At 72.0% G+C, this 13370-nt stretch carries 12 protein-coding genes; 5 read left to right on the top strand and 7 right to left on the bottom strand.

Annotation, left to right across the window (positions count from 1 at the left end):
• Positions 1-37 precede the first annotated feature (37 nt).
• The 6 genes from ABD671_RS04040 to ABD671_RS04065 all read right to left on the bottom strand — a co-directional run bounded on the left by ABD671_RS04040 (position 38) and on the right by ABD671_RS04065 (position 6288).
• Positions 38-1231, bottom strand: coding sequence for an ABC transporter substrate-binding protein (locus tag ABD671_RS04040; RefSeq protein WP_344731947.1), 1194 nt, complete (start codon positions 1229-1231; stop codon positions 38-40).
• A gap of 93 nt (positions 1232-1324) precedes the next feature.
• The gene (locus ABD671_RS04045; RefSeq protein ID WP_344731948.1) at positions 1325-2203 is read right to left on the bottom strand and encodes an ABC transporter permease; all 879 of its coding nucleotides are present in this window, start codon (positions 2201-2203) and stop codon (positions 1325-1327) included.
• Positions 2200-2982, bottom strand: a complete 783-nt coding sequence (locus ABD671_RS04050) for an ABC transporter ATP-binding protein (protein WP_344731949.1) — start codon at positions 2980-2982, stop codon at positions 2200-2202. Before ABD671_RS04050 ends, ABD671_RS04045 begins: the two co-directional genes overlap by 4 nt.
• A 356-nt stretch (positions 2983-3338) precedes the next feature.
• Positions 3339-4745, bottom strand: a complete 1407-nt coding sequence (locus tag ABD671_RS04055) for an amidohydrolase family protein (RefSeq protein ID WP_344731950.1) — start codon at positions 4743-4745, stop codon at positions 3339-3341.
• The gene (locus tag ABD671_RS04060; protein WP_344731951.1) at positions 4742-5695 is read right to left on the bottom strand and encodes a PDR/VanB family oxidoreductase; all 954 of its coding nucleotides are present in this window, start codon (positions 5693-5695) and stop codon (positions 4742-4744) included. Before ABD671_RS04060 ends, ABD671_RS04055 begins: the two co-directional genes overlap by 4 nt.
• A complete protein-coding gene (locus tag ABD671_RS04065) occupies positions 5692-6288 on the bottom strand; it encodes a helix-turn-helix domain-containing protein (RefSeq protein WP_344731952.1) in 597 nt (198 codons plus the stop codon). Before ABD671_RS04065 ends, ABD671_RS04060 begins: the two co-directional genes overlap by 4 nt.
• A 254-nt stretch (positions 6289-6542) precedes the next feature.
• Between ABD671_RS04065 and ABD671_RS04070 the strand changes: the two genes are divergently transcribed.
• The 5 genes from ABD671_RS04070 (at position 6543) to ABD671_RS04090 (ending at position 12757) form a co-directional block, all read left to right on the top strand.
• Positions 6543-7835 carry an amidohydrolase family protein gene (locus ABD671_RS04070; RefSeq protein ID WP_344731953.1) on the top strand — a complete coding sequence of 431 codons (1293 nt, stop codon included), beginning with the start codon at positions 6543-6545 and terminating at the stop codon, positions 7833-7835.
• On the top strand, positions 7832-9217 hold the full coding sequence (locus tag ABD671_RS04075; protein WP_344731954.1) for an FAD-binding oxidoreductase: 1386 nt from the start codon (positions 7832-7834) through the stop codon (positions 9215-9217). Before ABD671_RS04070 ends, ABD671_RS04075 begins: the two co-directional genes overlap by 4 nt.
• Before the next feature lie 20 nt (positions 9218-9237).
• Positions 9238-9807 (top strand): pyridoxamine 5'-phosphate oxidase family protein, encoded by a 570-nt coding sequence (locus ABD671_RS04080; RefSeq protein WP_344731955.1) that lies wholly within the window; start codon positions 9238-9240, stop codon positions 9805-9807.
• Positions 9797-10822, top strand: a complete 1026-nt coding sequence (locus ABD671_RS04085) for a methylenetetrahydrofolate reductase C-terminal domain-containing protein (RefSeq protein WP_344731956.1) — start codon at positions 9797-9799, stop codon at positions 10820-10822. The genes ABD671_RS04080 and ABD671_RS04085 overlap by 11 nt, the downstream gene beginning before the upstream one ends.
• A gap of 327 nt (positions 10823-11149) precedes the next feature.
• Complete coding sequence (locus ABD671_RS04090; protein WP_344731957.1) at positions 11150-12757, top strand: serine/threonine protein kinase; 1608 nt, start codon at positions 11150-11152, stop codon at positions 12755-12757.
• Between the two features lie 26 nt (positions 12758-12783).
• Here ABD671_RS04090 and ABD671_RS04095 read toward each other — a convergent pair whose 3' ends face one another.
• On the bottom strand, positions 12784-13185 hold the full coding sequence (locus ABD671_RS04095) for a hypothetical protein (protein ID WP_344731958.1): 402 nt from the start codon (positions 13183-13185) through the stop codon (positions 12784-12786).
• Positions 13186-13370 lie beyond the last annotated feature (185 nt).

The raw sequence follows: 13370 nt of genomic DNA on the forward strand, positions 1-13370 counted from the left end.
GGGGCGTTCGACGTCATGCGAGGTGTGGTGCGGACGATCAGTTCGGCAGGCCGATCGAGGGGTCGAGGAACTCGTTGGTGTAGAGGTCGTCGACCGTCAGGTTCGGGTCGATGTCGGTGCCGAGCTTGGTGAAGGTGTCCTTCGCCTTGGTGAAGAAGTCCGACATGCGGGTGTCGTCGAAGTCGCCGAGCGTGCCGTTGTCGCCGTTGCTGACGAGCTTGTCGTCGATCATCGTCTTCACCGAGTAGTCGGCCACGCCCTGGCTGTAGGTCCAGCCGGTGTTGTACTCCTGCACCAGCTTGAGGATGAGGTCGTTGGCCTTCGTCGGGTCGGCGAAGAAGTCGACCTCCGCCTGCTGGAGCACCGGGGTGAAGGCCTTCAGGCAGCCCGACAGGCTGTCGAAGTCGGCGCTGCGGACGGCCATCGAGGACTGGTAGGGGTCCCAGCCGAACTCGGAGATCAGGGCGTAGTCGACCGGCTTGCCCCACTGCTTGATCTCGTTCTCGTAGATGTAGGGCTCGGCGGAGGCGAAGCCCTGCTGCATGTCCTTGCCGCCGGCGGCCACGAAGTTGGCCGGGGTGCCGTCGTAGCTGGAGTCCTGGGAGTCCTTGGAGACGTAGCCCGCGTCGGCGAGGTACTCCTGGTAGGCCGAGCCGGCGAAGTAGCGCCACACGCCGCCGGAGGCGTCCAGGGCGGCCTTGATGTCGTCCGGGCCCTGCACGTCGGGGTAGTACGACGGGTCCCACATGACCATCAACGGGCTGAGGTCGAGGGGGGCGAAGAAGGCCTTGGTGGGCGTCTTGGCCGAGTTCGCGATGGCGTCGTCGGTGGTGATGTAGCCCATCGTGATCGACTTGTCGGTGTACATCTGGGCGGCGACGCCGGTGTAGCCGATGGCCGGTCCACCCGCGCGCACCTCAAGCTTGACGCCCGTGGACTCGCCGCCGGAGTAGAGCGTGCCGGAGACGACCTTCTTGTCGGCGTCGATCACCGCGTCGTCGCCGAACATCTCGTAGAGGTGGCCGTGCTCGGACTCGGGGTTCCAGTCGGTCTGGATGACGATCGTGTCGGGACAGCCGGCCGCCTTGAGGTCGACGGCACCGGCACCGGACGCCGCAGCCGCCGCGGGGGCGTCGCTGCTGGAGTCGTCGGACCCGCACGCCGCGAGCATCGTGGCGGTCAGGGCCATGGCGCCGACCGAGGCGAGGAGGCGGCGAGAGGATGAGGGCATGGATGGACTCGCTTTCGGGTGCAGGTGTGAGGCGGGTTCCCGAGACAGGACGGCGCGGCGCTGCGCCGGGGTGAGGTGGCGTGGGGACGACGCTCAGCGGGCGGCTTCGTACCAGCGGCCCACGAAGAGCCGCGACAGCAGACCGAAGAGGGCGAAGACCGCGATGCCGAGAGCCGCGGCCACGAAGATGGTGGCGAAAAGCTTGTCGTAGGAGAGCAGTCGGGCGTAGGTGGAGAGCAGGGATCCCAGGCCCGGCGTGCCGCGCTGGAAGAAGAAGTCGCCGACGATCGCGCCGACGACCGCGAGGCCGGCGGAGGTGCGCAGGCCGACGAAGATCGCGGGCAGCGCTGCCGGAAAGGTCAGCTTCGCCAACACGGTCATCCGACCGGCCTTCTGGAGGCGGAACAGCTCGAGCTGGGAGCGCTCCACCGACTGGAGGCCGAAGAGCGTGTTGGCCACCATCGGGAAGAGCGCGATCATCACGGTGACCACGACACGGGCCTTGAACTCGTAGCCGAACCACACGCCGATGAGGGGCACGATCGCCAGGATCGGGATCGTCTGGAGCAGGACGGCGTAGGGGTACATCGATCGCTCGACCCACTTGGCCGAGGCCATCGCCACCGCCCACACCATGCCGATACCGGCGGCGATCGCCAGCCCGGTCAGGGTCACCTCGCTGGTCTGGATCAGACCGTCGATGATCTGCTGACGGGTCGCGGCGTCGGCGTATCCGCCGCTCCAGACCTCGCCGGGCGTGGGCAGCAGGAAGGCCTTCTCGCCGAGGATGGAATGGACGCCGTACCAGATCGCGACGATCACGCCGAGCACCCCGAGCGGGGGCAGGGCGAGGGCGGCACGACCACTCAGCGAGGCGAGCAGGGCGGCGACGGCGGAGTTCTCCGACCGCCCGGCGCTGATCGCGTCCGTGGCGGCACCGGACTCGGTCGTCGTGTCGGTGATCGCGCTCATCGGTGCCCCTCCCGGAGTGCGTGGGAGACCTCGCCGACCAGGGCGGCGAACTCTCCGGTGTAGCGGATGTCGGGATCGCGCGGCATCGGGAACGGGACGTCGACCGTCTTGACGATCGCGCCCGGACGACCCGACATCACCACGACCTTGGTGGAGAGGTAGACCGCCTCGGAGACAGAGTGGGTGATGAACATGCCGGCGAACTGCTGCTCGACGAAGAGCTTGAGCAGCTCGTCGTTGAGGCGTTCGCGGGTGATCTCGTCGAGGGCGCCGAACGGCTCGTCGAAGAGGAACAGTTCGGGGTCGAGGGTCAGCGAGCGGGCGAGCGAGGCACGCATCCGCATACCGCCGGACAGCTGCTTGGGCAGGTGCTTCTCGAAGCCCTTGAGGCCGACCAGCTCGATGGCGGCGGCGGCGTCCTTCTGTCGCTTGGACTTCGCGACGCCGTTGAGCTCGGCGAGCAGTTCGACGTTGCGCTGCACGTCGCGCCAGGCCAGCAGGGTGGCGTCCTGGAAGACGTAGCCGATGCGGTCGGTGTTGATGGTGACGGTGCCGTCGCTGGCGGTCTCCAGGCCCGAGGCGATGCGCAGCAGCGTCGACTTGCCGCAGCCCGACGGGCCGACGACGGTGACGAACTCGCCGCGCTTGACGTTGATATCGACGCCCGAGAGCGCGACCGTGCCGTTGGGGAACTTCATCGCGACGTCGCGGAAGTCGATGAGGGTGCCCGGCGGGGCGGCGGCCGGCGCGGTGGCCGGGGCGCTGAGGGGAGTCGTCACCACAGGCGCTGCTCTCCAGAGGTCGTGGGCGGATGTTGATCTGCTCAACACCGGACGCTAGGCCCGCCAGATTTCACGCCCGTGTCGTCGCCGTAACCGTCGTTGACAGCCTGACCCGTGTCGTTGACACGTTCGTTTCAGGAACCTGTGGGCCGCGGCCGGGCTCCGGTCAGACGCCGGACTGGGCTCCGGGTCACGTCGAGCCGGCCGACGTCCGAGAGCCAGGACTTCTCAGGGGAAACTGGCACCGATCAGCCGACATTTCCCCTGAGAAGTGCAGGAATCACCGGTGCACCGGTGACTCCGACACCCGGTCCCCCGACCGCAACCCCTCCTCCACACCCCCGCGCCGCGACCTACACCGGCCACCCGTGCGCCTCGGCGAGCGGCACCAGCACCTCGCGCACCTTGGCCTTCGCCTCGGTCGCGAGCGGGGAGGTGGAACGTCCGTTCGACGAGGCCAGCCGGCCGCCGACGTAGACCGCCTTGAGGTGCCGCGGACCGCAGGAGAGCACGTAGTTGCGGATGGGGTGCCACAGCGGCCCGATGTCGGGATCGGTGGGGTCGACGACGAGGAAGTCGGCGAGCTTGCCGACCTCCAGGGAGCCGACGCGGTCGGCCACGCCGAGCAGCTCGGCGCCGCCGAGCGTGTGCAGGCGCAGCACGGTGGCCGGCATCATGTCGAGCGGGCGGCCGGTCTCGGCCCGCACGAGGAACATCCCGAGCCTCATGTTCTGCCACGGGTCGGCGATGTCGGTGCAGGCCTGGTCGTCCAGGCCCATGCCGACGGTCATGCCGAGCTCGAGCATCTGCGGCACCTTCGCCGTGCCCGAGGCCAGACGGCCGTTGGACGACGGCTGCCACGACATGCCGGCGCCGCCGGCCGCGGTGGCCTCGATGATCTCCGGGGTGGTCTGGATGAAGTGGCCGAAGATCATCCCGGGCCCGAGCGCCCCGGCCCGCTGGTAGAGCGCGAACTTCGAGCGCTGGTGCTCCACGGCCTCGCGGGTCTCCAGGAAGTGCGCCTGGTTGATGACGCCGAAGCGGCGCATCGCCTCGACCTCGATCTCCGCGCCGTCGGGCCGGTTCGACCACTGCACGCTGCCGCTGATCGCGCCACCGAGCGCGAGCCGCGGGTCGAGCGTGCCGAGGTGGTCGACGACGGTCGCGAACCGGTCGAGCACCTCCTCGGCGGTGCCGACGGCGTCGTCCAGCGGGGTGGAGTTCACGAACCGCAGCCCGGCGTCGGCCTTCGCGTCGATCTGGCGCAGCTGGTACTCCACCGGCCGCATCGCGTCGCTCTCCTGCCGGACGCCGTCGATCATCGGCTCCCACGGGATGCGCGGGTCGGTGAAGTCGTAGGCGGTGGTGACACCGTGGTCGAGGAAGTCCAGCGAGCCGTGCAGCGTCGTCCAGTAGATGTCGGACGGCGAGGCGTGGCGGATGAGCCCGAGCATCGAGTCGCACCAGCCGTAGAGCGTCTCAGCGACGCCGAGGCCCCGACTGCCGCTGGTGAACAGGTGGCTGTGGGTGGAGAGGAAACCGGGTGCGACGAAGGCGCCGGCGACGTCGAGCACCTCGGCGCCCTCGCGTGCGGACGCCGGCGGTTCGCCGTCGCCGATCGCGGCGATAACGCCGTCGCGCACCAGCATCCAGCCCTGCTCGTGGTAGCCGAGCGCGGTCTCGTCGTCCTCGGCGGCCGGGTCGCCGGCCACGGTGATGAGCCGGGCGTTGAGGACGAGCAGGCTCTCGGGAGCGTTCACAGTTCCACCACCAGTCGGGGGCAGGCGGCGCGGGAGACGCAGACGTACATGACGTCGCCGCGCTCACGCTCCGCAGGGGTCAGGATCGAATCGCGGTGGTCGACGACGCCGTCGATCACCGGGGTCTCGCAGGTGCCGCAGGTGCCCTCCTGGCAGCTGGAGAGCACGAAGATGCCGTTCTCCTCGGCGACCTCGAGGATCGAGCGGTCCGGCGGCACCGTGGCGGTCACCCCGGAGAGGGTGAACTCCACCTCGAAGTCGCCGTCCCACAGCACCGCGCCCTGCTGCTCGGGCACGAAACGCTCGGTGTGCAGGGCGAGTCCGTGGCGCGCGGCGGCGGCCTCGACGGCGTCCAGCAGCCCGGCCGGACCGCAGCAGTACACGGCCGTTCCCGGGGCGGCCGCGGCGAGCAGCGCGTCGACGTCCGGGCGCCCCTCGACGCCGCTGCGGTGCCACACCACGCGCTCGCCGTGCTCGGCGTCCAGCTCCTCGACGAACGGCAGCCGGTCGGCGTGACCGGCCACGTGCAGCCTGTAGTCGAGCCCGGCCGCCCGCGCAGCGGTGGCCATCGGCACCAGCGGCGTCACGCCGATGCCGCCGGCGATCAGGAGCAGCGGCGCCTCGCCCGGTTCGAAGCCGAAGTGGTTGCGCGGACCGGCGATCCCGACCCGCTCGCCCTCCACGAGCCGGGCGTGCACCGCTGCCGATCCGCCGCGCCCCTCGGGCTCGTGCAGCACCGCGAGGCGCCAACGTCCGGGCGCGACGGCGGGCGAGCCGCACAGCGAGTACTGGCGGACGACGCCGTCGGGCAGCAGCAGGTCGAGGTGGGCGCCGGGCTCCGGCGCCGGCAGCGGGACGCCGTCGGGGTCGGCGAGCTCGAGCACCACCACCGGGCCGACCTCGGTGCGGGCGGCGACGACGAGCGTGCGGTCGGGCTGGGGGCTGTTCACGGGCGATGCACCTGTTCCTTGACGATGAGGAGGCGGTAGGGCCGGCCGTCGGGCGAGCGCCAGCAGTGCGGCACCCCGCCGGGGCAGGACGCCGAGTCGCCGACGCCGAGGGCCTCGACGAGGCCGCCGAGGTCGACCTCGACGATGCCGTCGAGCACGTAGAACCACTCGTGCTCGGCGTGCACCCACGCCGGCCCGAAGGCGGTGTTGTCGCCGCGCACCTCCAGGGAGCGGAAGGGGCTGCCGGCGTCGAGCAGCACCCGGGCCTCGGACTCGCCGCCGTAGGCGCCGCGGGCGCCCTCGGCCGCACGCAGCACCGACGGCGCGGCGTCGGCGGAGCCGGGCTCGGTGAAGGTGAGCAGCTCGACCTGGCTGGCGCCCAACGCATGCGCGATGCGCTCGAGGGAGGCCAGGCTCGGACGGGCCAGGCCGCGTTCGATCTGGCTGAGGAAGGGGTGGGAGAGGTCGGCGAGGCCGGCCAGCTGCACGAGCGTCAGGCCGCGTGCGCGGCGCAGCGCGCGGATGCGCTCGCCGACCCGATCGGTGCCGGTGGCATCGAGCACGGGCAGCATCGAGGTCGTCCCCGGCACCATCTGCAGGCCTCCTTCCGCCGGACCCGTCGGGGGTCCCGTCGGGGCCCGGCGGTCCGCACCCTAGGCCACATCCGGGGGCTCTCCGGGGCCCGGCGGGCAGCCGTAACCGCGGGGAAACCGAAGCGTCACGCCCAGCGAGATCTGGGCACCTAACGTCCCGAATGTTGAACACATCAACACTGCTCGACCGCTCCACCGACGTCCCGCCGACGCCCCGCCGACCACTCGCCGACCCTGCGCAGGAGGCCCCCACCGTGACCCCGGCACCACTGCCCCGCCGCCTCGAGGTGCTCCGCCGCGCCACCCTCCTCGACGGACGACTCGTCGACGTCGTCCTCGACGGACCCGTGGTGGCCGCGGTGCTGCCGGCCGGGTCCGCGCCCCCGGCGAGCGGCCCGGACGCCGAGCTCGACCTCACCGGCTTCACCGTGATGACGGCGCCGGCCGAGCCGCACGCGCACCTCGACAAGGCCGGCAGCTGGGACCTCATCGAGCCGCCCATGGGCGACCTCGGCCGGGCCGTGGAGTCGTGGGTCGCCTACGCGACCACCATGACCGAGGAGAGCATCGTCGAGCGGGCGCGGGCCATGGCGCTGCGGATGCTGGCCCAGGGCACCACCGCGATCCGCAGCCACGTCGACCTGTTGCGCGACGGCGACCCGCTGCGCGGTGTCCGGGCCCTGCTGCGGGTGCGCGCCGAGCTCGACGGACTGCTCGACCTGCAGTTGGTGGCGCTCGGCCACGAGTTCGTCAGCGACGCGGTCTACGAGGAGGCCCTCGACCTCGGCGTCGACCTCGTCGGCGGGGCTCCGCACATGGCCACCGAGCCGCTCCCCCAGCTGCATCGCCAACTCGACATCGCCGAGCGTCGCGGCGCGCCGGTCGACCTGCACACCGACGAGTCCCTCGACGGTCCGGTCACCATCGTCGAGCTCGCCAAGCGGGTGCGCGAATGGAGCCAGCCGGTGACCGCCGGGCACTGCGTGCGCCTGGGCACGATGCCGCCCGCCGAGCTCGCCGCCACGATCGCCGAGGTGCACGCCAGCGACCTGGGCATCGTCACCCTGCCGATCACCAACCTCTACCTCCAGGGCTGGGGGCACCCCACCTCGACCCCGCGCGGCCTCACCGCGATCCGCGCGCTCCTCGAGGCCGGGGTGCGGGTCGGCGCCGGTGCCGACAACGTGCGCGACCCGTTCAACCCGGTCGGGCGCGGCGACGCCCTCGAGACGGCGTCCCTGCTCGTCACCGCCGGCCACTGCACCCTGCACGAGGCGCTCACCCTCATCTCGGACGGCGCCCGCTCGGTCATGTCGCTTCCGCCGGCCGGCCCCCAGCCCGGCGCGGCCGCCGAGCTGCTCGCCGTCCGCGGCACCCGGCCGGGCGCGATCGTCGCCGAGGCCAGCGCCGACCGCTACGTCGTCCACGCCGGGCGCCTGGTCGCCCACAGCCGCGTCGAACAGCACGTGGCCCTCCCCCAGCACTCGCCCGCCACGTCCGCCGCATCCGCCCCGACCGCCCCGACCATCTCCGGAGGAGACCGATGACCATCACCGACCCCGCCCTGCCCGCTCTGCCCGCCGTCGACGCCGCCGCGGTGGCCGCGCTCGCCGCCGAGCTGCGCGAGCTCATCGGCGCCGACGCCGTCAGCGACGAGGACGCCGCCCTGGCGCGGGTCTCGGTCGACGGCTCGGAGATGTCGCCGGTCATCAAGGACCTCCTGCCGCTGGGCCGGGCCCAGCTGGTGGCCTACCCAGCCACCGCCGAGGAGATCGCGCTCGTGGTGGGGGCGGCGGTGCGCCACGGCGTCCCGGTCACCCCCCGCGGCAAGGGGACCGGCAACTACGGGCAGGCGATCCCGATGTCGGGCGGGCTCGTGCTCGACATGTCCAAGGCGCGCTCGATCGTCGAGGTCGGCGACGGCGTCATCACCGCCGACGCGGGCGCGACGATGATCGCGATGGAGCAGGCCGCCAACAAGACCGGCCAGCAGCTGCTGATGTTCCCCTCGACCGTGCAGTCGAGCATCGGCGGCTTCGTCTCCGGCGGCTCGGGCGGCACCGGCTCGATCAAGCACGGCATGCTGCACCACGGCTACGTCACCGCGCTCGACGTCGTCCACGCGGTGCCGGACGCCGCGCTGGTGCACCTCGAGGGCGAGGCCACCGAGCCCTACCTGCACAACTACGGCACCACCGGGATCATCGCCCGGGTCAGCGTGAAGCTCGAGCCGATCCAGCCGTGGGTGGCCTTCTACGCCAGCTTCGAGGACTTCCACGACGCCTTCGACCTCGTGCGCCCGATCGCCGCGCTCGACCCGACGCCGCGCCTGGTCTCCAGCGACGTCCCGACCGTCACCGCCGCGCTGCCCAGCGACCCCGAGGCGATGCCGGCCGGTCGGGCGAGCCTGCGCGCGATCCTGGACGCCGCCACCGTCGCCGAGGCGACCGCCATGGTCGAGGCCGCCGGCGGCCGGGTCGAGGCCGTGCGGGAGGGTCTGCAGCAGACGATGAAGCTCTCGACGATGAGCTACAACCACCCGGTGGAGTGGCTGATCCGCTCGACCTCCGAGCGGTACTTCCACGTCGAGGTCGGCGGGGCCGCGCTCATCGACCGCATCGACGAGGTGCACCAGGTCTACCCCGGCGCGATGCTGCACCTGGAGGGTCAGAACGGTCGCCCGATCGGCATGCTGGCCGCGCCGTACACCAGCGCCGAGGACGTCTGGGCCGGCTTCGACCGGCTCACCGAGCTCGGCGTCGGGTTCCACAACCCGCACCAGTGGTTCGTCGACTACGAGCCCGACCGCAGCCGGGCGCTCGCGGCCACCACCGACCCGCACGGGTTGCTCAACCCCGGCAAGCTGGTCACGCCGACCGTGCAGACCGCCGGGCCGGCCGAGGACATCACCCCCGTGCTGCCGTCGTGACGGCCGCGGTGACGACTGGCGTGACGCCCGATCCCTTCGAGCTGCTGGCGCAGTGGCTACCGGCCAACGACGCCCCCGAGCGGCCGCTGATGACGCTGGCCACCGTGTCGGCCGACGGGTGGCCGAACGCGCGCACCGTGCTGCTGAGCGAGTGGAGCGCCGAGGGGTTCGCCTTCCACACCGACGCCCGCTCCCGCAAGATCGCCGAGGTCGACGCGACCGGTCGGGCCGCACTGATGATCCCGCTGTTCTCGGAGGAGGCGTCGCGGCAGCTCGTCGTCCAGGGCACGGTGGAGGCCGTCGAGCCGGAGGAGGAGGCGACGGTTTTCGCTGCCCGCCCCGCCTACCTCCAGACGCTGGCCTGGCTCAACACCCCCGAGTTCGCGGCGCTGCCGGACGCCGAGCGCGTGGAGCGGTGGGCGTCGTTCCAGCGCGAGAACCCCGCACCCGCGCCACCGCAGACCTGGACCGGACGCCGCGTGCGCCCGCAGCGGCTCCTCTTCTGGACCGGCACGCCGGACACCGCGAGCCGCCGGGTGAGTTACACGCGGTCGGGCACGGGATGGACGGTGGAGATCCTTGCCGGCTGACCTCCCCCTCGCCACCTGCCCGAAGGCGATGACCTACGGACCGTGCGGCGGCGTCGAGCTCGACGGCACCTGCGAGGTCTCGCCCGACCCGTGCGTGTTCCTCGACATCGCCCCGGTGTCGTGGGGCGGCCCGGACGCCGTCGCGGTGCCCGACCAGCCCGGCGCAGCGGCGATGCGGGAGCTGATGGCGCAGCGGCCGATCGTCGTGGTCGACCTGCCGGCGGCCGCGCTGTCGACGTCCTCGATCACCGCGTGCGCCGACGTGCTCCGCGGTCGCGTGGACGCCGTCCTGGCCGGCGACAGCGGAGCCGCACGCGTGCAGTTCCCGCCCGCCTATCGCGCGCATCTGCTGCGCGCGGCCGGACTCCAGGTGTGGACCGGCATCAACAACCGCGACCGCAACCGGGTCGCGCTCGAGGGCGAGCTGGCCGCGCTCGCCGACGTCGGCGTGGGCGGCATCCACTGCGTCACCGGCGACCACACGAACACCGGACATCGGCCCGACGCGAAGCCGGTCTTCGACCTCGACAGCACCCGCACCGCCTCCCTCGCCCGCCGCTTCGGGCACCTGGTCTCGGTGGGCGAGGCGCCGTGCGCACCGCCGACCGAGGCGCGTCCGGGCCGGCTGTTGGAGAAGGAGCGGGCCGGCGCCGAGGTGTGCTTCGTCAACCACTGCGGCGGTGTGGCCGCGGTCGAGGGCTTCGTGTCCTCGGCGCGCGCCCTCGGCGTCGGCCTGGCGTTCATCGCGTGCGTGCCGATCGTGCTCGACGAGGGCTCGGCGGCGGTGATGGAGTCGTTCACGACCTCGCCGATGCCCGAGGGCTACCTCGCCTCGATCCTCGGCGCCGGCCCCGATCCGGCCGCCGTCCGCGCCGCCGGCATCGCGGCCGCCGTCGACCTGGCCCGTCGGATGCTCGACCTCGGTCTGGCCGGGGTGAACCTCTCGGGCGGCCCCGCCCCCGGGGGCGAGCTCGCCTACGCCGAGGCGGTCGCGGAAATCGCGGACCGGGTGTAGGGGGGACGGCGTCAAGAGTCACCGGCCGCCCGGTGACTCCTGCCATTGGTCAGGCAAGTCTTGCGTCCCAACCCGACAGACTCAGCTGACCAATCCCGGACTGGCGACCTCAGCTGCACCACTGGTCACACCAGACAGCGAAACTGCCTGGAATCGGGCCGATCCGGGCCGGAATCGGCCAGTTTCCCCGGCCGGCCGGGGAAACTGGCCGTCGCCGGAGCCCACCCCCCGAGACGGCTTGCATCCTTCTCAGCGACCTCTCAGGATGAGCCCAGCCGTGACGACGGGAGGGCGCGCGGACCCCACCCGATCAACCCCGGAGTCACCGTGCGCCGTCCTGCCCCCACCCCCTCCCGCCTGCTCGCCGCGAGCCTGGCCACCGGCCTGCTCGCCACCGTCGCGGCCGCTGCCCTCGCCGGGACGCCGGCCGACGCCGTCCCGACGCCTCTCGTCGAGCAGTCCGTCGCCACGAGCCCCGTCGCGAAGCCGCGCGACCTGCGCAGCGTCATGTACGTCGGCAACAACTGGGCCGGCACCGCCTCCATCGTCGACGCCGACACCCTCACGGTGCTCAAGGCAGGCATCGACCTCATCCCCGACCAGCAGCAGGAGCTGGCCGACATCACGGCCGACCCGGCCAAGCTGGCGTTCTTCCTCTTCATCCAGCAGGGCCCCGGCGAGGGCCACAACCAGTACGTCGACGACATGTTCACCACGAACGACGGCCGCTACCTCGCCGTCAGCCGTCCGAGCTTCGCGGACGTCGTGTGGATCGACGTCGCGAAGGCCACGGCCGGTCGGGCCGACTCGATCGTCCATGAGGAGCAGATGGACGGCTACCGCACCGACCACATGGGCCTCTCCCCCGATGGACGCCGGCTGCTGGTCTCGGACTCCACCGAGCGCGCCGTCCACGAGTACTCCATGGTCGAGGAGACCCTGGCCGACGGCACCCGCGTCACGATGGGCCAGCGGCTGCGCACCTTCGAGTCCGGCGAGACGCCGCACGAGTCGAACTTCTCCGCAGACGGCACGAAGGTCTTCCACGCCTCGATCGGCCGGGTCTACACGCCCGGCGACGAGCTGCACTCCGGCCCGGTGAAGATCGGGCCGCTGCACGACGCGATCAAGGGCGACCGGTGGTTCGAGATCGTCCGCGCCCGCGACCTGAAGATCCTGCAGCGCTGGGACATGGGCCAGGAGCTGGCCGAGGCGGGCCATCCCGGCATGTCCTCGGCGGTGCGGCCGATGGCGATCGCGCCGGGCGAGCGGTTCATCTACTTCCAGGTTTCCTACTTCCACGGCATCGTCGAGTTCGACACCCGCGCCACGGACCTCGACGGCGCCGTCACCTACAGCACCGGCGATGTGCCCGAGCCGCGCCGGGGCGCCGTCACCCGCCTCATCGACCTGCCCAACCGCGTGCCCCGGCTGCCGTTGACCCAGTACGTCAACGACTCCGCCCACCACGGCCTCTCGATCGACTCCCGCGGCCGCACGCTGTGCGTCGCCGGCACGATGGACGACTACGCCGCGCTCGTCGATCGCCGCACCGGCAAGGCGCGCTTCTTCGACGAGACCACGACCGGCCACACCTACCTCAAGCCGTACTGGACCACCGAGGGCCCGAACGACACCTGCTGGATCTCCCTGTCGGGCTCGGACGCCGTCGCCGTGCTCGACCCGCGCACCGGCGAGGAGCTCGCCTACCTGCCCGTCGGCGACCACCCCCAGCGCGTGCGCCACGGGTGGGTGCCCGAGCAGCTGGTCGCCTCCTGGAAGGGCGACGTCGGAACCCCGCCCACCGAGGCCGACTCCGTGCCGGCCGCTCTGCCGCTGCAGACCGAGTCGGAGCTGTCGGGTCAGCTCTTCACCGTGGTCGGCGAGAACACGCCGTCCCTCGACGACCTGCCGGTGGCGCTGCGGTTCTGGTGAGCCGCTCCCGCGGTGGGCCGGCGACCTCAGACGCGGCGCGAGCGCGACAGCAGCTGCAGGGCGAGGAAGAGCACCGCGCCGCCCGCGAGCAGGGTCGGGACGGCACCGGGCGAGGAGGTTGAGCGGCCCACCGCGTAGAGGACACCCGCGACGACGGCCGCCGCGATGCCGCCGATGACCGAGACGGCGGCCGACGACGGTCGCGGCACCAGCGGCCGCGCGCTGTGGACGTCTGCGGGCAGGTCGACCCCGAGCCGGTAGTGGCCGATCAGCAGCAGCGCGATCGTCAGCGCCATCCCAGCGACCAGTCCGGCGACCGACTCCGATGCGCCCGGACCGCGACCCGACGCCGGCCAGGCGATCACCGCGCCCAGTACCGCGACCAGGGCCAGCACGAGGAGGGTCACACGGTGACGGCGCACGGTCATGGGCCCATCATGCCCGGCGGCGAGGCCCCGGCGTCCAGATGACGGGAGGACTTCTCAGGGAAAACTTGCACTGGGCGGGCGACGTTTCCCCTGAGAAGTGCAGGAATCACCGCGCGGTTCCTGGGGGTGAGTGCAACACCGGCCGAGTGAGGGGTGTGTTGCATGTCGGGTCTGGTGTTCTCGTG

The organism is Nocardioides fonticola (assembly GCF_039536805.1).
Taxonomy (GTDB): Bacteria; Actinomycetota; Actinomycetes; order Propionibacteriales; family Nocardioidaceae; genus Nocardioides; species Nocardioides fonticola.